General features: G+C 68.6%; 16 protein-coding genes. 8 read left to right on the forward strand and 8 right to left on the reverse strand.

Going from position 1 to position 19,419, the window contains the following annotated elements; genetic code table 11:
• Positions 1-70 precede the first annotated feature (70 nt).
• From P2Q00_RS02410 to P2Q00_RS02425, 4 genes are all read left to right on the forward strand, one after another.
• Complete coding sequence (locus P2Q00_RS02410; RefSeq protein ID WP_275768940.1) at positions 71-1,270, forward strand: FAD-dependent monooxygenase; 1,200 nt, start codon at positions 71-73, stop codon at positions 1,268-1,270.
• Between the two features lie 24 nt (positions 1,271-1,294).
• Positions 1,295-2,185 carry a Crp/Fnr family transcriptional regulator gene (locus tag P2Q00_RS02415; RefSeq protein ID WP_275768941.1) on the forward strand — a complete coding sequence of 297 codons (891 nt, stop codon included), beginning with the start codon at positions 1,295-1,297 and terminating at the stop codon, positions 2,183-2,185.
• Entirely contained in the window at positions 2,182-3,756 is a 1,575-nt protein-coding gene (locus P2Q00_RS02420) for an FAD-binding oxidoreductase (RefSeq protein WP_275768943.1), read from the forward strand. The genes P2Q00_RS02415 and P2Q00_RS02420 overlap by 4 nt, the downstream gene beginning before the upstream one ends.
• Before the next feature lie 193 nt (positions 3,757-3,949).
• Complete coding sequence (locus P2Q00_RS02425; RefSeq protein WP_275768945.1) at positions 3,950-4,315, forward strand: nuclear transport factor 2 family protein; 366 nt, start codon at positions 3,950-3,952, stop codon at positions 4,313-4,315.
• 52 nt (positions 4,316-4,367) lie between these two features.
• Here the strand turns inward: P2Q00_RS02425 and P2Q00_RS02430 are convergent, their stop codons facing one another.
• From P2Q00_RS02430 to P2Q00_RS02465, 8 genes are all read right to left on the reverse strand, one after another.
• The gene (locus tag P2Q00_RS02430; protein ID WP_275768947.1) at positions 4,368-4,769 is read right to left on the reverse strand and encodes a nuclear transport factor 2 family protein; all 402 of its coding nucleotides are present in this window, start codon (positions 4,767-4,769) and stop codon (positions 4,368-4,370) included.
• A 116-nt stretch (positions 4,770-4,885) separates the two neighbouring features.
• Entirely contained in the window at positions 4,886-5,533 is a 648-nt protein-coding gene (locus tag P2Q00_RS02435) for a response regulator (protein WP_275768949.1), read from the reverse strand.
• Entirely contained in the window at positions 5,530-6,771 is a 1,242-nt protein-coding gene (locus P2Q00_RS02440; protein ID WP_275768951.1) for a GAF domain-containing sensor histidine kinase, read from the reverse strand. Before P2Q00_RS02440 ends, P2Q00_RS02435 begins: the two co-directional genes overlap by 4 nt.
• Before the next feature lie 49 nt (positions 6,772-6,820).
• Positions 6,821-8,623 carry a family 43 glycosylhydrolase gene (locus tag P2Q00_RS02445; RefSeq protein ID WP_275768953.1) on the reverse strand — a complete coding sequence of 601 codons (1,803 nt, stop codon included), beginning with the start codon at positions 8,621-8,623 and terminating at the stop codon, positions 6,821-6,823.
• Between the two features lie 166 nt (positions 8,624-8,789).
• Complete coding sequence (locus tag P2Q00_RS02450; RefSeq protein ID WP_275768955.1) at positions 8,790-9,605, reverse strand: ATP-binding cassette domain-containing protein; 816 nt, start codon at positions 9,603-9,605, stop codon at positions 8,790-8,792.
• Entirely contained in the window at positions 9,602-11,362 is a 1,761-nt protein-coding gene (locus P2Q00_RS02455) for a dipeptide/oligopeptide/nickel ABC transporter permease/ATP-binding protein (RefSeq protein WP_275768956.1), read from the reverse strand. Before P2Q00_RS02455 ends, P2Q00_RS02450 begins: the two co-directional genes overlap by 4 nt.
• Positions 11,359-12,303: an ABC transporter permease gene (locus P2Q00_RS02460; protein WP_275768957.1), complete on the reverse strand. Its 945-nt coding sequence runs from the start codon at positions 12,301-12,303 to the stop codon at positions 11,359-11,361. Before P2Q00_RS02460 ends, P2Q00_RS02455 begins: the two co-directional genes overlap by 4 nt.
• A gap of 10 nt (positions 12,304-12,313) precedes the next feature.
• Positions 12,314-13,906: an ABC transporter substrate-binding protein gene (locus tag P2Q00_RS02465; RefSeq protein ID WP_275768958.1), complete on the reverse strand. Its 1,593-nt coding sequence runs from the start codon at positions 13,904-13,906 to the stop codon at positions 12,314-12,316.
• A 331-nt stretch (positions 13,907-14,237) separates the two neighbouring features.
• Here P2Q00_RS02465 and P2Q00_RS02470 point away from each other — a divergent pair, with 331 nt between their 5' ends.
• The 4 genes from P2Q00_RS02470 (at position 14,238) to P2Q00_RS02485 (ending at position 19,406) form a co-directional block, all read left to right on the forward strand.
• Positions 14,238-14,855 (forward strand): TetR/AcrR family transcriptional regulator, encoded by a 618-nt coding sequence (locus P2Q00_RS02470; RefSeq protein ID WP_275768960.1) that lies wholly within the window; start codon positions 14,238-14,240, stop codon positions 14,853-14,855.
• Positions 14,852-15,649, forward strand: a complete 798-nt coding sequence (locus P2Q00_RS02475) for a sugar phosphate isomerase/epimerase family protein (RefSeq protein ID WP_275768962.1) — start codon at positions 14,852-14,854, stop codon at positions 15,647-15,649. Before P2Q00_RS02470 ends, P2Q00_RS02475 begins: the two co-directional genes overlap by 4 nt.
• Before the next feature lie 86 nt (positions 15,650-15,735).
• A complete protein-coding gene (locus P2Q00_RS02480) occupies positions 15,736-18,435 on the forward strand; it encodes an alpha-L-rhamnosidase (protein ID WP_275768963.1) in 2,700 nt (899 codons plus the stop codon).
• Between the two features lie 11 nt (positions 18,436-18,446).
• Complete coding sequence (locus P2Q00_RS02485) at positions 18,447-19,406, forward strand: alpha/beta hydrolase (RefSeq protein WP_275768964.1); 960 nt, start codon at positions 18,447-18,449, stop codon at positions 19,404-19,406.
• Positions 19,407-19,419: the final 13 nt, after the last annotated feature.

The raw sequence follows: 19,419 nt of genomic DNA on the forward strand, positions 1-19,419 counted from the left end.
GAGACGGCCGGTCTTCTGGAGAAGGCCGGCCACCCATCCCCCTCACGGTCGTCGATGAATGGAGACAGTGGTGGCACGTACGGCGGAGAGCGTCGCAGTGATCGGCGCCGGGATCGCGGGGCTCGCGACGGCGACCGGGCTGGCCGATGCCGGGATCCCCGTCCGGGTGTACGAGCAGGCGGAAGCACTCGGCGAGGTCGGCGCGGGTGTGTCGCTCGCTCCCAACTCGCTGCGGGTGCTCGACTCGTTCGGGCTGACGGACCGCCTGAGCGAGATCGAGTCCCGCGAGCCGCTCAGAATGGCCTTCTACAACCACGAAGGCGTTCGGTCCGAGGACTCGGAGGTCGACGCGAGAGGCGCGAGGCCGATCCACCGGGCCGATCTGATCGACATGCTGTCCTGGCGGCTGGAACCGGACGCGCTCCGGCTCGGGGCACGGCTCGTCGGGGTGGACGAGAACGGCGACGGACTCGTCCTGCGCTTCGCGGACGGAAGCACGGAGACCGCGGCGGCGGTGATCGGGGCGGACGGGATCCACTCCGCCGTGCGCCCCTTCGTCGTGGACGCCCCGGATCCGGTCTTCTCCGGCATGATCGCCTACCGGGGACTCGTGCCCGCCGAACGCCTCCCCGACTGGCCGATCCATGAGGCACAGCTGTACACGGGGCCGGGGCGGCACTTCATCTCCTTTCCCGTCCGCCGTGCGAAGCTGCTGAACTTCGTCGCCTTCGTGGCCGCGGACGACGAGATGCGCGAGTCCTGGTCCGCGCCCGGCGACCCGGCCGAGCTGGCCAAGGAGTTCGCCGGATGGAACGAGTCGGTACGGGGCCTGATCGACCGGATCGACAAGACCTTCCGGTGGGGGCTGTACGACCGCGAACCACTCCCGACATGGGTGCGCGGCCGCGTCGCGCTGGCGGGCGACGCCGCGCACGCGATGCTGCCGCACGTGGGGCAGGGCGGCAACCAGTCGATCGAGGACGCGGCCGCGCTGGTGGAAGTGCTGCGCGACCGTCCGCTCACCGAGGTCGCCACCGCTTTCCAGGAGTACGACCGCGCACGCCGCGAGCGGGCCTCCTACATCCAGCGGTTCTCCCGCCGCCTCGGGCTGCAGTACGACGGCCGCCACGCGGAGTTCTCCACCACTGACCAGCTGGCCGGCAGGGAGGACGTCATGCGCTGGATCTTCGGCCACGACAGCGCCCTGACCGCACGGCAGGTCCGCGCCGGCGGACCCTCGGTATCCCTGCCCACCGGCGCGGCGATCTGAATGTCGTGCACGACGGAGTACACGATGGTGACGGTGCCCCCGGGTGCGACCGGAGACGTCCGGCGCGCCTCCTTGCTCGACGAACTCCCCGAGCACGTCGTACATGACTTCCTCGAGAGGGCGCGCTTTGTCACGTTTCCCCCGCGCAACACGGTCTTCCAGGCGGGTGACCCGATCCGCGTCCATCTCGTCGTCTCCGGCCGAGTGAAGATCTCGCGGCTCGGCGAGCACGGTCGTGAGAACATCCTCGTCATCGCGGGACCGGGTGAACTGCTGGGCAGCCTCGACCTCTTCGACCCGCGGCCGCAGCCCACGACGGCCGTCACTCTCGGCCCGGCGAGGGTCGCGGAGCTCTCGACCGGGTCGATGCTCGACTGGCTCGCTGCCCACACAGAGGCTGCGATGCGCTTCATCCACCTCCTCGTCCTGCGGGCGCAGCGCCAGAACGACGCGCTGCACGACGTCTTCGGCCTGGACGTCGGAACGCGGCTCGCGCGCGCGATCCTGCGCGAGGCCCAGCGGTTCGGCCGCCGTACACCGGAGGGCATCCGAGTGGATCTCGGGCTCAGCCAGGAAGAGCTCGCATCGCATGTGCGCGCTTCCCGGGAGAGTGTCAATCAGTCGCTCGCGGGCTTCGCCCGGCAGGGATGGGTCCGCCGTGACGGATGCGAGATCGTCGTCCTCGACGAGAAGCAGCTCGCCCACCACGCCAAGCACGAGCCCCAGGCCTGCACGACAGGGCGGCGCAGTCCCTCGAAAACCAGTGTGGCAAATTCCACTCCCGCTTCCGATCACCCGCCGCTCCGAGCAGGCTCGCAGCGGCAGGTCGGTCCGCGACCGAGGACGTCAGAAGGAGAGACAACCATGCACGATGTTCCCGGTGTCCGACTGAGCGCGACGGAGGTACGGGCATGAGTGATCCAGTCCCCTTCGAGCTACCCGACGCCGTGCGAGACGAGTTCGTCGCTGTCGTCGGCCGTGACAACGCGCTCGTCACCGACGAGGAACGCGACGAGTACCGCGACCCGTACTGGCCCACGGAGGACCGGACGTACGACTCGAGCCTCGTCCTGTTCCCGACCACGACCGAGCAGGTGCAGGACATCGTCCGCGTCGCGAACCGCCACGAGGTCCCGGTGTGGGCATCGTCGCAGGGCCGCAACAACGGCTACGGCGGCCCCTCGGCGCGGGTCAAGGGCTCCGTGCTGATCAGTTTCCGCAAGATGGACCGCGTCCTGGAGGTCGACACCGAACTCGCGTACGCGGTCGTCGAGCCCGGTGCCCGGTGGTACGACCTCTACGACGTGCTGCACGAGCAGGGCGACGAACTGCTCGTGTCCGTACCGGACATCGGCTGGGGCTCCGTCATCGGCAACTCGCTCGACAACGGTCAGACGTTCCTGCCGAACGGCTCCGACTTCAACACGCTGAACGGGCTGGAGGTCGTGCTCGCGGACGGCTCGCTTCTGCGCACCGGCTTCGGCGCACAGGAGGACAACCCCACCTGGCACCTCTACAAGCGAGGGCTCGGGCCCGTGGTCGACCCGCTGTTCGCGCAGTCGAACTACGGCATCGTCACAAAGGCGGGGGTGTGGCTCCAGCGCCGGCCGAAGGCGTACGCGCCGCTGTACCTCTCCGTCCCGCGCTACCACCAGCTGGCGCAGGTGATCGACGTCGTGCGCGAGCTGCGGTTGGACGGGATCCTCCGCGGCATCCCCTATGTGCTCGACCTGTTGACGGTGGGTGACGCGCACTTCCCCGAGTTCAAGGGCAGGATCCCGCCGCCGGGCACCCCGGCGATGCCGGAGGAGCGGCTCGACGCGATCGCCGACGAGACCGGGCTCGGCCGGTGGGGCGTGCGTACAGCCCTGTGGGGCGACCCCGAGGTGATCGACGTGCACGAGCGCCGGATCCGCGAGGCGTGGAGCGCGATCGAGGGTGGCGAGGTGCGTCGTCTCGCGACGTACACGGCGGAGAACTGGCACGAGATCAAGGACGCCGGGCTCATCGACCGCATCTCCGGCGGTGTGCCCAGCAGCGACATCCTCGACAGCCTTCCCGACTTCGTGGGGCATGTCGGTTTCTCGCCCGTCGTGCCGCTGCGCGGTGAGGAGGTCGCGAAAGTCGTCCAGCAGATCAAGGACAAGGTCGTCGAGCGCACGGGCGTCAACTTCTCGGCGCAGGTGTTCGTGACGAACGAGCGTTCCGCGATCGTCGTGTCGGCGATGTTCTTCAACCGGCACGACGCCGGCCACCTGCGGGCGACGATCGACACCGCGAAGGAACTGCTCGTGCAGCTCGGGCAGCAGGGTTACGCCGAGTACCGATCACACCTCGACTTCTCGGACCTGGCGCAGGACCAGCTCGCCTTCGGTGACCACGCCTACCGGCGCTTCGCGGAGACGATCAAGGATGCCGTCGACCCGAAGGGGATTCTCTCCCCGGGCCGGCACGGCATCTGGCCCGCGCGGTACCGCGCCCGGTGACATGCACGGCGTGTGCCGCCCCCTCTGCTCAGCCTTGCGCCGTTGAAGACGTTCGTTGAATGAACATGGCCGTTGCGGCATGTCCGGCGGGGGCGCAGTCTTCGGCTGTCGAGCTTGTCGCCGGGCTTCGGGATCGTTGCCCACTCATGGAAATGTGCAATGTTGACCGGGTGTCGCACCAGGAGGCCGACGAATGACCGTCCCGACGAGCCGTGATGTGCTCGAGGGTTTCCTCTCGGCCCTTCAGGCTCATGGCGCTCGCCAAGCCTTCGAGCGGTATGCCGTTGAAGACTATGTCCAGCACAACCCCAGAGCCGGCAAAGGCAGGGAAGGCGCCATCGCATATCTGGAAGAAGAGGCGGCCAAGGGCGGCCGGGCCACGGTCAAGCGGATTATCGGTGACGGGGAGATGGTTGCCCTTCACCTGCACATGGAATTCGCGGACGGGAGCCCGGATCTGGCGATCGTCGACATATGGCGCGTTGAGAACGGAAAGCTCGCGGAGCATTGGGACGTCGCTCAAGAGATCTCGAAGTCGAGCGTGTCCGCGATGTTTTGAGGATTGCTTAAGCCGTCAGGAGGAAATCGCCTGACGGCTTAAGCGCGGAGCGCTAGAGCCCGTAGATCGGTGGTGTGTCGGGATTCGGGCGGAACGCGTCCCAATGTTCTTGCAACAGGCCGTCCTTCACCCGGAAAAGATCGAAGAGCACTCCGTCCGTGCGGATCTCGTGTCGCAGGACGAGGTCGCGCTCGGCGACCAGGTTGACCGTCACCGTCTTCGAGGAGTCGAGTCGCTCCGACGGCGGGAGGGACAGGATGTGGGTGAAGAACTCCCTCAGCCCCTCACGTCCCTGGGCGAGGTTCGGGTTGTGCTGGACGTAGTCCTCGGCGACGAACTCGTCGAGACGGTCGAGCCCTTCGGCCGGTCCGTAGATGATCTCGAACAAGCCTTCCACGGCGCGTTTGCCGCGCTCCACGTCGCGGGCGATCGCCGACGGCTCTTGCGTGTTCATTCTGGGCGACTCCCTTGTCGTGTGACGGCTACGCGAAAAATCTGCCTCGTCCCACGCGCGCTCATCCAGCCCATGTTGGAAACCCCACAGGGACTTCCGGCAGGCCTCCGGAGCGATCACACCCGTTCCGCACCGGGCGCGACAAGCCCGAGTTCGTACGCGCGGACCACTGCCTCCAGCCGGGAGGTGGCGTCCAGCTTCTGGAGAAGGTCGGTCACGTATCCCTTCACGGTCGTCTCGGAGAGACAGAGCTCCTGAGCGATCCTGCGGTTCGAGTAGCCGTGCGCGAGGAGCCCGAGCACCTCCTGTTCCCGATCCGTGAGCCGTACCGTTCCTCTTGCCTGGCGCCTGGTGAACTCTGGGGCGAGCTGCCTGGCGATCCGCGGGTCGAGCACGAACTGACCCGCCAGCAGGGCTCGAAGGGCAGCGCCGATATTGACTTCTGAAGTGTCCTTCAACAGGCACCCGTTCGCGCCCGCGGCGACGCACGCACGAAGGACCTCCGGGTCGTCGAAGGCGGTGAAGATGACGATGACGACGTTCGGGAGCGACTCGCGCAGTTCACGGCACAGCTCCTCCGGTGGCATGGACTCAGGCATCCGGGCGTCCAGAAGGATCATCTCCGGACACTCGTCGTGAGCGAGAGCGAGAGCCGTTGTCGCGTCGTCGGCTTCGAAAATCTCGCATTCCCCGAGGTTGGAGGTCACCACCGCGCGCAGTCCGCGGCGTGCCACCGGGTGGTCGTCGACAACGAGGACTTTCATCGAACCGCCATATCGTTGTACGGAATGTCGAGCCGCAGCACGGCCCGGCCGGTCGAGACCGCCGTAAGCCGCAGCGAACCTCCCAGTCGCTCCGCGCGAGTGCGCAGGGTGCGGATACCCGTCCCCGTCCCCGTCGCCGATGCGCTGCCGGGCTGCTCCAGCGGCCCGTCGACTGCCAGTGACCTGACCGCGAGCGAGAGTCTTCCCTCGTCGTACACGATCTCGACTTCGATGAGACCCGCGTGACCGTGCTTCACGGCGTTGCGCGTTCCTTCGACCGCCGCGTCGATCACCAGTCGGGCGATGTGGTCCGGCATGCGGGTGAAGGTACGGTGCCGCACAACGCGCACCGTGCAACCGGTGACGTTCTCCAACAGGCGGAGCTCACCGTCCAGTTGTACGTCGAATGCGAGGTTCTCAGGATCACGGTGGAGCTTGAGGAGTGTCTCGCGCAGTTCCCGGCGCGCGTCCGCCGCCGTCGCCTCGATCTCCTCGATCGCGTCGATGAGGCCGTTCGGATCGCCCTGGGCGCGAGATGCCTGGGCGACCGCGCCGATCGTGAACAGCCGTTGTGCCACCGAATCGTGAAGCCGGCCGGCGAGACGCTCCCGCTCGCGCAGTCGGGCGAGTTCGAGTTCCAGCTCGCGCGCACGAATCTGCTCGAGCCCCACCGATGCGAACGCGCTGAGCTGTTCGAGGACCGTGACCGCACGGTCGCCGAGCACTCCTTCGAGGTGTGCACCGGCGTACAGAAGCGCTTCAACACCCGCAGGACCCAGCACGGGGACACAGGCGACCGCCCGCAGGCCCTCTCCCCGCGCCACAATCTCGACGAAGTCGCGACTGATATGTGCGTCCGACGCGTAGTCCGCAACGATCATAGGGCGTCCCTGTGCCAGGACTTCGCCCCCGAGCCCGGTGTGCGGTCGAACGACGATGCTGCTCCACCGCGGGTCGCGAATCCCTTTCGCCGAGGCGATCGGGAATTCCGCGGCGCGAGAACCGATGGCCCCGAAGGCGACGTCGGAACCCAACGCGTCTCGCGCGACGTCAACGGCGGCCCGAATAACAGCGGCCGGTGTGGGCTGCAATGCGATGGCTTTGACTGGCGCGTAACTGTTCATGACGAACCGCTCTTCTACGGCGACGATGCCGAATGACGGCAACGTAACAGTGACTGCAACGTAACACAGCAGGTACCGGTTGACCATGGCCAAAAGCGGGTGATGGCTGATCAAAGCCCGGTCTCAGTCCGCCCTTTCGGAACTCGCCTTCTCAACGCTGCTTTCAGGCCTCTTGTTCGTCCAGTTCGGCGTTGAGCGCCGTGGGCACGGGCTCACCGGAGGTGACGCCGGCTTCGCCGAACGCGTCGACGGCCACCCAGTAATCCGCACCCGCGTTGAGCGAACGCAGGTCCAGGGCCGTGCGTTCGTACACCAACCAGCTGTGGTAAAGCTTTTGCGGGTGACGGCCGTAGCGGACGTTGTAGCCGATGGCTCCGGCTGCGGCGTCCCATTCGACTCGGGCGGTGCGGTCGTCCACACGGGCGGCCCGAGCGCGCACCTCGGGTGGCGCCTCTCCTGCGCCCGTCCCGAAGACGCGGACACCGCTCACGGCGAAGGTGCCGTCGAACGGCATTCGGCCGCCGGTGACCCTGACGAATCGTGTCTCCTGCGGCCGGTCGAGGACGATGAAGGCGTGCGGAGCATCGGCGCCCGTGCCGCGGGAGTCCCGGACGACGGTCCACTCCCGGCCGTCCTCCGAGACCTCGATCAGGATCTCCGCCGGTTGATGGCTCGGGAAGATGCCCCGCCAGGAATGGCCCACATCCACTCCGTCCGGAGCGTGCGGGGCGGTGTCGGCCAGTTCATGGTCCGCCAGGTTGATCTGCACGGCGTGGACGGTCTTGTTCGCACCGAGGTCGACGGTCAGGGATTCGCCCGGTTCGCTGCCGGCGGCCGCCCACCAGGTGCGGACGTTCTCGTCGACGGCGGACGCGGGGTCGTGGCCGGGGGCCGAGGACGAGGCGACGGCGTCAGCCTTGTAGTTGAGCAGCATCCAGGCGGGGGGCGTCCACGGGTCGAACGGTCCGTCCGGGACCGTCATCGGGTAGTCGGCGAAGTTCTGGTTGCAGAACAGCACGCCGTCGTCGTCGAAGCCCGCGGGGAAGAGTCCGACGCGGCGCTCGAACACGTCGTTGACCGAGATGCGCATGGTGGCCGCGTGCCACCAGTTTCCGTGCCGGTCTTGGAACGTGCTGCCGTGTCCCGCTCCGGTGATGAACCCGCCCGGCTTGGCGGAGAACGGGCTGTCGAGCGAGTAGGTGAAGGGGCCCAGAGGTGCCGGGGCCGTGTAGTACCCGTCGGCATAGGTGTTGAGCTGGGTGCCGGGCGCCGAGTACTGCAGGTAGTACGTTCCGTCGCGCTCGGTCATCCACGCGCCTTCGATGAAGGGGGCGGTGCCGGTGACCTGGGCGACGAGTCTTTCCTGTTCGTTCTGCGGCGGTACGACGACGTAGTCCTCGCCCAACTGTTCCCACCCGTGGGCGAGGACATCGGAGCTGATCAGAGGGGACGGTTCGCCGATCGGGTTGAATGTGTCGGAGAGCCGGACTCCGTAGATCGGTGTCTTGTTGTCACACCCCCAGTAGAGGTACACCGATGTGTCGGTGTCCTGGAACAGGTTCGGGTCCCAGAAGGGGAAGGTGCCCGGCGTGACCTCGACGAAGTCGTCGGACAGGGGGGCGACGCTCCGGAAGAAGGGGCAGTTGTCCTCCTTGCGGGAGGCGCTGATGTAGAGCGCTCCGTTCACCTCGCGGACGTCCGGCGCGTAGTCGAGGGCCGGGAGCTTGGAAGTCGCGCGGTACTCCCACCGCAGAAGGTCCGTCGAGTGCCAGAACCCCGCGGACATCGAGACGAACATGTAGTAGTGGCCCCGGTACAGCACGATCGACGGATCCGCTGCCTCCCGGTGCACGCTCCGCCGCGGCTCGCCGAGCTCGATGCCTCTGACCTTGCCGGAGAACTGAATGTCCTGATAGCGGTAGGCGATGTCGAGCGGGTTGCAGAAAGTGCGTTCTGAAGCGGTCACTTGGGACTTCCTGTCAGCAGGTTCTCGAGGTCTTCAGTTCTCGGCGGACGACGGCTTGCGGCCTGCCGGTCCCCGCCGGCGGCGCCGCAGTTCGTGCACCGCGGCTTCGAGCGGGGGGTCCGGTGGCCCGGCCCATGGGTGTTCGCCCGCGCCCGTGGCGATGAGGTCACAGGCGCTGCCGAGCCTCGCGCCGCCGGCGCTGTTCGACCGGGTCCGCGACCGGAGCGGCGAGCAACAGCCTCTGGGTGTAGAGGTGTTCCGGGTCGGCGGTGACATCACCCGCTGGTCCGGTCTCGACGATGTCGCCCCGGTGGATGACGCTCACCCGGTGGCTGACGTGCCGGATGACCGCGAGGTCGTGCGAGATGAACAGGTAGGCGACACCGGTGCGCCGCTGGATGTCGACGAGGAGATCGAGAACCCGGGCCTGGGTGGTGAGGTCGAGTGCGGAGACGGGCTCGTCGCACACGATGAGCCGTGGGGCGGGTGCCAGCGCGCGGGCGATCGCGACGCGTTGGCGCTGGCCGCCGCTGAACTCCCGCGGCAGCCGCTGCGACGCGTCCTTCGGCAGCCCCACCTGGTCGAGCAGTTCCGCGACCCGGTGCCGGGCCTCACCCGCCGCGGTGCCGTGCACGATCAGCGGTTCACTGAGGATGTCGCCGACGGTGAGGGCGGGGTTGAGGGAGGAGTACGGGTCCTGGAAGACCACCTGGATGTCGCGGGCCAGGGCGCGGCGTTCCTTGCGGCCGGCGTGGGTGATGTCGTAGCCCCGGAAGCGGACCGTGCCGCCGCTGGGTGGGACGAGGCCGAGCACGGACCGGCCGATGGTCGTCTTGCCGGAGCCCGACTCGCCGACGACGCCCAGGGTCTCGGCCTGCCCCACGGTGAGGGAAACGCCGTGGAGAACCTCGTGCGGGCGGGCCCGGAAGCCCCACCCGGGGTAGGTGACGCACAGGTCGCTCACCTCCAGCAGTGTGGTCATCGGGTCTCCGTTTCGAGCGCGTCCACGGGGACGGCCGGCGGGTCGGTGCGCAGCGCGGTGTCGTCGAGGATCGAGTCCAGGAGCTTGCGTGTGTACGGGTGCCGGGGCGCGGCGAACAGCTCGTCCGTCGTGCCGGTCTCGACCACCGTGCCCTCGCGCATGACGGCGACCCGGCCGCAGATGTCCGCGACCACACCGAAGTTGTGTGTCACGAGCAGCACCGCCATGTTCAGGTCCTTCTGCAGGTCGCGCAGCAGGTCGAGGATCTCCGCCTGGACGGTGACGTCGAGGGCGGTGGTCGGTTCGTCGGCGATGAGCAGCACAGGCCGGCTGGCGACGGCGCCCGCGATGAGGACGCGCTGTGCCATGCCGCCGGAGATCTGGTGCGGGTAGGAGCGGAAGGTGCGCTCGGGGTCGGGGATGCCGACCCGGGCGAGGAGTGCCAGGACCCGGTCGCGGGCCTCGCTCCTCGACATGGGCGTCGCCGCGCGTACGCCCTCGACGAGCTGGGCTCCCACCGTGCAGGACGGGTCCAGGTTGGACATGGGTTCCTGGGGGACGTAGGCGATGGACGTTCCCCGTACCGCCCGGAGTTCGCGTTCGCTCAGGCCGAGCAGTTCGCGGCCGTCGAGCCGGATCGAACCGCGGGTGACGACCGCCTCCGCGGGCAGTACGCCGAGCGCGGCGAACGCGGTCTGGGTCTTGCCGGAGCCGGATTCGCCGACCAGGCCGAGGGTCTCCCCGGCCGCCACGTTCAGGGTGACGCCGCTGACGACCTCCTTCAGTTCGCCGGTCGGGGTCGGGTAGGCGATCGCCAGGTCGTCGACGGTGAGAAGTGCGGACGCGGCGTCCTCGGTGGCGGGCGGCGGCCGGTACGTGGTGGCCGTGACGATCCGGGACGGCTGCGGACGCCCGCCCTCCAGGGCGTCCCGCAGGGCGTTCCCGAGGAGCACCAGCGAGGCGGTGATGATTCCGAGTGCGAGGCTGGGCCACAGGAACTGCAGCGGCTTCTCGTACAGGTTGGTGAACCCCTCGGAGATCATCGCGCCGAAGCTGGGCACCGTGTTCGAGCCCACGCCCAGGAAGGCCAGGCCGGACTGGACGCCGATGGAGGAGCCCGCGAGGAACGCGGTGGCGATGATCACCGGCCCGCGTACCACGGCGAGGACATGGCGCCGCAGGATGCGCCGGTCGGGCAGCCCGGAGACCCGGGCGGCGTCCACGTACAGCTCGTTCTTCACGCCCAGGACGAGATTGCGTACGAGCCGGTAGACGCCGGGGGAGAGGAGGACCCCGAAGATCAGCATGGTGGCCCTGTAGTCGCCCTTGGTCACCGGCATCAGCACGATGAGCAGCAGCAGCCCGGGAAAGGTCATGATCAGGCTGAACAACCACTCGGTGGCTCCGCGTACCCGCCGCCCGAAGTACCCTCCGATCAGCCCGGACGTGATCCCGATCGCGAGGGCGATGCTTGCGCCGATGAGCGCCGAGACCGTGCTCGTGTTGATGGAGTACAGGAGTCTGGCGTAGATGTCGCGGCCGCTCTTGTCCCCGCCGAGCAGATAGCCGTGGTCGCCGAGGCCGGCGTCGACCGCGTCCAGGTTCGCCTGGTTGGGCCCGTGGTCGGTGAGGACGGGTGCGAGCAGTCCGAGCAGGACGATGACGATGAGCAGGCTCGCGCTGACGACTGCCTGGGGGTCGGCGAGGAGACGCCGTAGGGCCGACCGACGGCGCGCCTGTGTACTCGGCGTTGTCAACTGGCCATCCTCGCCTTCGGATTGAGCCATCCGTTGAGAAGATCGACGACGAGGTTGACGACCACGACGAGCAGAACGCCGAAGAGGCTGATGCCCATGATGATCGGCACGTCGCCCTGCAGGGAGGCGTTGAACGCGTACTGACCGAAGCCGGGCAGTGCGAAGATCTGCTCGATGATCAGAGCTCCGCCGAGCATCTGGATGAACTCCAGGGACAGCACCGTCAGGGCCGGTCCCGCGGCGTTGCGCAGGGCGTGCCGCAGCACGATGGAGCGGGTGGGGATGCCCCGGGTGCGCAGGGTCCGGACGTAGTCCTTGCGCAGTTCGCCGATCATGGCGCCGCGGATCTGCGAGGTCAGGCTGGCGACACCGCCCATCATCAGGGCGGCCACCGGGATGGCGATGGAGCTCGCCCACCGCGTCGGGCTCTCGGTGAGGTCCGTGTAGCCGGTGGCCGGGAACAGGTGCAGCTTGACGGCGAGCACGTAGACCAGTGCGATGGCGACGAGCAGACTGGGGACGAGGTAGCCGATCATCGCGGCGCCCTGCGCGAACCGATCGACACCGCCGCCGCGCGCGGCGGCGGCCACGCCGAGGGCGACGCTGATGACCGAGGTGGCGAGCAGCGCGACCACGACGATCGACAGAGTGACGCCGAGTCGGGCGGTGATCGCGGAGCGGACCGGTTCGCTGGTGAAGTACGAGGCGCCGAGGTCACCACGGACGGCATGGGAGAGCCAGTCGAGGTACTGGGTGAACAGGGGTCGGTTCAGCCCCATCAGGGCCTTCTGGGCGGCGATCTGTTTCGGGGTCGCGCCGCCGCCGAGGACGCTGCTCGCCACGTCGTCGAAGGACGTGCTGAGCAACAGGAAGGTGATCATGGTCACCAGGACCGCGAGCACGAGGCCCGCGGTCAGGCGACGCAGCACGTAGACCGTCATGGGCGGCGGCTCACCCTCGGGACGGTGAGGAGCCGGCCACACCGAACTGCCGGATGGTGGACATCGTCGAGGAGCCGTCGCCGAGGTAGGTGATGCCCTTCTTGGTGGCCCAGTCGCTGCCGAGGTAGAAGACGGGCGCCAGCCACGCGTTCTGGACGCCGAACTCGTTGATCTCCCGGTAGATCCCTGCGGACTTCACCGGGTCGAGTTCCCGGGCGGCCTGGTCCAGCAGCCCGGACAGCTTCGGGTCGGTCGAACGGAACACGTTACGGAAGCCGCCGGCGCTGTAGAAGCTCTTGGTCATGACGGCGTCGGTGTTGAGACCCTCCACGAGCAGGAACATCGGGTACTTGCCCGACGCGACGGCGGAGGTGGTCTGCTGTGCGGGTACCGGCTCCCAGGTCACCTTGATGCCGATGTCGGCGAGTGCCTGGGTGAAGATCGGCTCGAAGGACTTGGTGAAGACGAGACTCGGCATGGTGACCGAGAAGCCCTTGGGGTAACCGGCCTCGGCGAGCAGCTTCTTGGCCCCGGCGACGTCGTAGGGGTACGTCTGGTTGAGCGCCTCGTCGTAGGCCTTCCCCTTCGGGTTGAACAACTGGTCGGTGGCCTTGCCCGAGCCGCGCAGCACCTGTGTGACCATCTTCTGCCGGTCGAAGGCCATGTTGACGGCCTTGCGGACGCGCAGGTCGCCCAGCGGCTTCAGCTTGGTGCCGGCGCGGTCGCCGAGCACAAGGAAGGCGCCCGCGGTCGCCTGCACGTGCGTGATCTGGAAACCGGCCGCCTTGAGCGCGGACAGCTGTGAGACGTCGGCGGTGCCGGCGTTGGTCTGGCCCGCCTTGAGGGCGTTGGCCGACGCGGTCGGGTCGGTGATCACGCGGATCTTGACCGTCTTGAAGGGGTACGCCTTCTTGTTCCAGTAGTCGTCGCGCCGGTTGAGGACGTACACCGAGCCGTTGACGGTGGCCTTCGTGTCGAGGGTGTACGGGCCCGAGCCGACCGGGTTCAGGGCGGTGGACTTCTTCGCCATGGTCTTCGGGTCGCCTATCACTCCGGGCGCCGTCGACAGCAGGCTGAGCAGCGAGGAGTCGGGCTGCTTGAGCTGGATGACGACCGTCGAGGCGTCAGGAGCCCCGACGGAGGCCACGGAAGCCAGCGCCTGCTGGCTCTGCCCCGGTGTCGAGAGGGTGCGCTCCAGGGTGGCCCGCACGGCGTTCGCGTCCACCGGCTCACCCGAGCTGAACTTCATGCCCTGGCGGATCTTCAGAGTCAGCGTGCGGCCGTCCTTGGAGTACGACCAGCTCTGCGCCGCGCCGGGATGGAGCTCGCCCTTGTTGTCCTGGAGAAGGAGCGTGTCGAAGATCGAGTCCCAGACGTAGGTCTGCTGGCCCTCGATGAGCTGGGCGGGGTCGAACGAGTTGGGCGTGCCGAGGATGGACAGCGCGAGGGTCGTGTCGGAGCCGGAACTCGACGTGGCGGCCGGGGTGCTGTCGCACGCCGCCGTGGCCGTCGCCAGCAGGGCTACGGTCACGGCGGCCGCCAGGGCCTGCGAGCGCTGCCGCGGCCGTGGCCTGGGCCGGGAATGCGAGAAGCGGATGCGCATGGGTGGATTCCTTCGTCCTGGAACCTGGTGAGCCGAGGCATCGGTGAGTGCGTCGGTGCGGTCATGCACGGCGGTCGCGGATCCGCCGGTGCGCCCTGCCAAGCGAACAGTTACCACGTGGTCGAATTTCAATCGGAAGGTAAGCCCCGGCGGGAGGTGCGGGAAGAGTGGCGGTCGCGTTCGTAATCAGAGCGTTACCTGGCGCGAAATCACCCTGCGCCGCCCCTTGCGCTCCTAGCGGCCACCGCTCAGACTCCGATCAGGTTTTGAAAATCTATGCCTTGGAAGGTTTTCGGATCGTGATCCGGGATCCGGGAAGGGGAAGTGCACAGTGACCCAGGTCAAGGCCCGCGGCCCGTACAACAAGACCCCGGCCAGGCGGGCGGAGATCGTCCGGGCGGCGCGCGAGAGCTTCGCGGAGCACGGGTTCACGAAGGCTTCGCTGCGGGGCATCGCCGAGCGGGCCGGCATCACCCACGCCGGGCTGCTGCACCACTTCCGAGACAAGGACGACCTGCTCGCCGCCGTGCTCGCCGAACGCGACACGGAGGAGAGGCGGTACGCCGAGTCGAAGGTCCCGGACATGGACCACCTGACGCCGTACCTCGGCGGCATGCTGCGCCACCACCAGAGGGCCCCCGAGCTGATGCGCCTGTGGATCGAGCTCACGGCGGCCGCCTCTCGTCCGGAGCATCCGGCGCACGGCTACTTCGTGGAGCGTTACGCCTGGGGACGCGATCAGTTCGCACGGGGCATGCGGGGGAAGGCTGGCCGGGGAGAGCTGCACGAGGCGCTCGCGCCCGAACACGCGGCCATCCTGCTCCAAGCCGTGCTCAACGGCCTGCAGTTGCAGTGGCTGCTCGACGAGGAGCTCGACATCGTGGGCCCGGTCCGGGCCTTCATGAGGATGACCTTCCCGCAGGCCGCGCGACCGGAGGACGAAGAATGAGACCGGGCACCCTCGCCGTCCAGCTGTACAGCGTGATCGACGCTCTGCAGGCCGACCGTCCCGGCACGCTCGCCCGCCTTGCCGCGCTGGGCTTCCGCCACGTCGAACCGTTCGCGCTCGGGTTGTGGAACACGCCTCCCGACGAACTGGCCGCCTCCGCACGGGCGTTGCGTGCGGACCTGGACGAGGCCGGCCTCGGTGTCAGCTCCGTGCACATCGCCGTCTCGGCCGACAGCCAGGCGTCCGCGATCGAGACCTGCCGCATCCTCGGCACGGACACCGCCTTCGTGCCGATTCCGTGGCTCGTCGACGGCTTCACCGAAAGATCCCTGGAGACCCGCGACGGGATACGTGCCTTCGCCGGCCGTCTCAACGAGGCGGCAAAGGAGCTGGCCGGTGCGGGGATCCGGCTCGGCTACCACAACCACCACTTCGAGTGGGCCCGGTTGCCGGGCGGCGCCCATGCCTTCGACGTGCTGTGGGATCTCCTCGACCCCGAGATCCTCGCCGAGGTCGACGTCTACTGGGCCGCCGTCGCCGGCCAGGACCCGGCCGATGTCCTGAAAGGTCTCGGAGAACGCGCCGTGACCGTCCACCTCAAGGACGGGCCGGGCGAACGGGACACACCGCAGACTCCCATCGGCACCGGGGACATCGACATCCCGGCCGCGTTGCGCGCGGGAAGCCATCTGCGCTGGCACATCACGGAGATCGACCAGACCGAAGCCGACCGCTTCGAACTGCTCGCGGCCAACCGGCAAGCCCTGCTGGCTGGCGGCCTGACCGTCTCCTGACACACCCTCAGCCGTGGTGGCCCCGGGTGAGGGACGTGAGCCGGAGACGACGTGACCGCACAGTGCAGGAACGGAGAAACGATCACATGGCAGCGCCCACTCCACGCGACCTCACCGTCGAGCGGCTCAGCGAGCCGGATGCCGTCTGGACGCCGAGTCCGGCATTCGGCTGGCGTGTCGAGAGCACCGCCGACCGCCAGACGGCCTGCGAGCTGGAGGTCCGCGACGCCGCCACCGACGCGTTGGTCGCCGCCACCGGAAAACTGTCGTCCAGCGTCTCGCACGCGGTCGTGATCCCCGGCGTGACCCTCACCTCCCGAGGCCGCTACACATGGCGCGTCCGGATCTGGACCGGTGAGGAAGAGCCCGGTGAATGGGCCGTGTCCCGGTTCGCCACGACGATTCTCGAGCCGGCCGACTGGGTCGCGGACTGGATCGAGCCCGAGCAGAAGCCGGTCACCCGCGAAGCGCCCGTCGACCTCAGTGACACGGCGGCGCTGTCGCCGACCCCACGGACGCCCGTCGAGGACCGTCTGCACCCGAGCCCCCTGGTACGCCAGGTCTTCACCCTCGGCCGTCGCCCCGAGCACGCTCGCCTGTACATCACGGCCCACGGTGTGTACGAGGTCACGGTCAACGGACAGCAGATCACCCAGGACGTACTGGCCCCGGGATACGACGAGCATCCGCACCGACTCTCGTATCACAGCCATGACGCCGCTCCTTTCCTGCGTGTCGGGGAGAACGTGGTCGGCGTCCGCCTCGCCGACGGATGGTGGGCCGGTCGGATCAGCTTCACCGGCGGCAGCGCGAACTACGGCGACCGGCTCGGCGTCCTGTGGCAGCTCGACGCAGACGGGGAGGTCGTCGCGGCCTCGGGCCCCTCCGCCCGCTCGTCGTTCGGCGAGATCCGATACTCCGACATCTTCGTCGGCGAGAAGGTCGACGCCCGGCTCGCCGTCCCCGGCTGGGACGAGCCCGGTTTCGAGGACGCCGACTGGACGCCGGTACGGCTCGCGGACGCGCGACGCACCGGGCTCGTGCCGTTCATCGGCGAACCCGTCCGCCGAGTCGCCGAGATCCGTAACCCCCGCATCCTCACCACCCCGAAGGGAGAGCTCGTCGTCGATCTCGGGCAGAACATCGCGGGACGCCTCCGGCTGACGGCGAGCGGCGCGTCCGGGACGACCATCGTGCTCGAACACACGGAGTCCCTGGACCGGAACGGCGACTACCAGCAGAACATCATGGGCGCGAACAAGGACCAGACCGACGTGTGGATCCTCTCCGGAACCGGGAGGGAGACATTCGAACCGCGCTTCTCCTTCCACGGGTTCCGGTTCGTGCGTATCACGGGCCATTCCGGCCCGCTCGCTCCCGAGGACGTCGTCGGCGTCGTCATTTCCTCCGACCTCGAACAGACCGGCAGCTTCTCGACCGACGACGCGAGGATCAACCGCCTGCACGAGAACGTGGTCTGGAGCCAGCGCTCGAACTTCCTCTCCATCCCCACCGACTGCCCCCAGCGCGAACGCGCCGGATGGACCGGCGACATCCAGGTGTTCGCCCGAGCGGCCACCAACAACGCCCGGGTCGACCTGTTCCTGGAACGCTGGCTCGCGAACGTACGCGCGGCGCAGTCGCCGGAGGGGGTGGTCCCCATGATCGTCCCGTTCACCCCCTCGTTCGCCGAGAGCATGGGCGGTCTCGGCCAGACCTCCGCCGGCTGGGGTGACGTGATCACCGTCCTTCCGCTCGCTCTCTACGAGCGATACGGCGATATGCGGGTCCTCACCGAGAACTACGAGGCCATGCGCCGCTGGGTCCACTGGGTCCGCGAGCGCGCCGAGGGCGACATCCCGGAACGGTATCGAGACCTTCCCGGGGACGACCCCGTGCGGCAGCGGCAGTCCCTGCTGTGGAATACCGGCTTCCACTTCGGTGACTGGCTGGTCCCCAGCACGGTCACCGACGACCCCGCCTCCCTGTTCGCCGCGGCGCAGTCGACCGGAGCCCTGTTCGGCTCGGCCTTCTACTTCCACTCCGTCTCGAACCTCACACGGGTGGCGGAGATACTCGGCGACGGTGCCGTCGCCGCGGAGACGAGCGATCTCGCCGCCCGGATACGCGAGGCCTTCATCGCCGAATTCACGGCGCCGGACGGCCGTATGTCCGTGCCTCTGCAAGGCGCCTACGTGATCGCCCTGGCCTTCGGACTCGTGCCCGACGACGCCCGGGAGGCCGCCGGGCGCCATCTGGTGCGGCTGATCCACGAGGCCGGGGACCATCTCGACACCGGTTTCCTCTCCGGGCCGTTCCTCCTCGACGTCCTGGCGGATCTCGGTGAGACGGAGCTGGCGTACACACTGCTCTTCCAGGACAGCGCCCCCTCCTGGCTGTACGAGGTGGACATGGGCGCGACCACGATCTGGGAGTCCTGGACCGGGGTCGCCCCGGACGGACAGCCACGCGAACTCTCGCTCAACCACTACGCCTTCGGGGCGGTCGACGACTTCCTGTTCCGCCGGGTCGCGGGTATCCGCCCCGCCGCGCCCGGTTACTCGACCATCGAGTTCGCGCCCGACCTCTCCGCACCGTTCGGCTCGGTGTCGGCACGGATCGGCACGCCCTTCGGAGCGGCGAGCGCGCGCTGGACCAGGGCCTTGGCGGACGTCGAGGTCGAGGTCGTCGTACCCGGAAACGCACAAGGCGTCCTCCGCCTGCCCGGCCGGGAGGACCTGCGGCTCCCACCCGGCCGGCACACGTTCACCACCCGCTCGTCGTGACTGGAGAGAGCATGTCCCGCTCCGTTCCCACCACCTTCCAAGAGGCGCTCGCAGGCGTGGACCCCGGCTTCATGGCGCCGGTGCTCGACATTCCCGACGCCCATGTCACGCGCGGCGTCGTCCTCCAGATGGCACGGGACATCAACAGCGCGAAGACCGAGGTCTGTGCCGGAGTGCGCGCCGACCGGCGGGCGGTGCCGGAGCACCCCCATCTCACCCTGATGGTTCACGAGCCCGACGGCCGGGAGCGGCCCAGCGGGGCGCTGCTGTGGCTGTTCGGCGGCGGGCTCGTCACCGGATCCGCCGAGCACTTCAACGACGTCGCGTCCGCCTTCGCCGCCGAGTTGGGCGCGCTCGTCGTCGTACCGGACTACCGGCTCGCACCCGAGCACCCCTGTCCCGCCGCCCTCGACGACTGTTACGCGGCCCTCGAGTGGCTGCTCACCCACACCGAGGAGCTCGGAATCGACCCCCGCCGGGTCGTCGTAGGGGGCGAGAGCGCGGGCGGCGGACTCGCCGCGGCGGTCGCCCAGCGGGCTCACGACAGCGGCATCGGTCTGCGCCTCCAGGTGCTGATCGCACCCATGCTGGACGACCGGACCGTCGTCCGCGCGGAGACGGAAGGCCGCGTGAGCGTCGCCTGGACGGTGCCCTCGAACAGGTTCGCGTGGACCAGCTATCTGGGACACGCTCCGGGCGAACAGGAGGAGCGCCCTTACGCCGCGCCGGCCCGGCGCACGGACCTCGGCGGACTCGCTCCCGCGTGGATCAGTGTCGGAGAGATCGACCTGTTCCATCAGGAGAGCGTCGACTACGCGCGACGCCTCGGCGAAGCCGGTGTGGAATGCGAGCTGACGACGATCCCCGGCGCCCATCACGCGTTCGAGCTGGTCGCGCCCGAGCATCCCGTCGTCCGGGAATTGCGGCAGGCCAGGGTGGCGGCGATGCGAGAGGCTCTGCGGGACGCCTGATGGCACGCCCTCC

The organism is Streptomyces coacervatus, assembly GCF_029223485.1.
Lineage (GTDB): Bacteria > Actinomycetota > Actinomycetes > Streptomycetales > Streptomycetaceae > Streptomyces > Streptomyces coacervatus.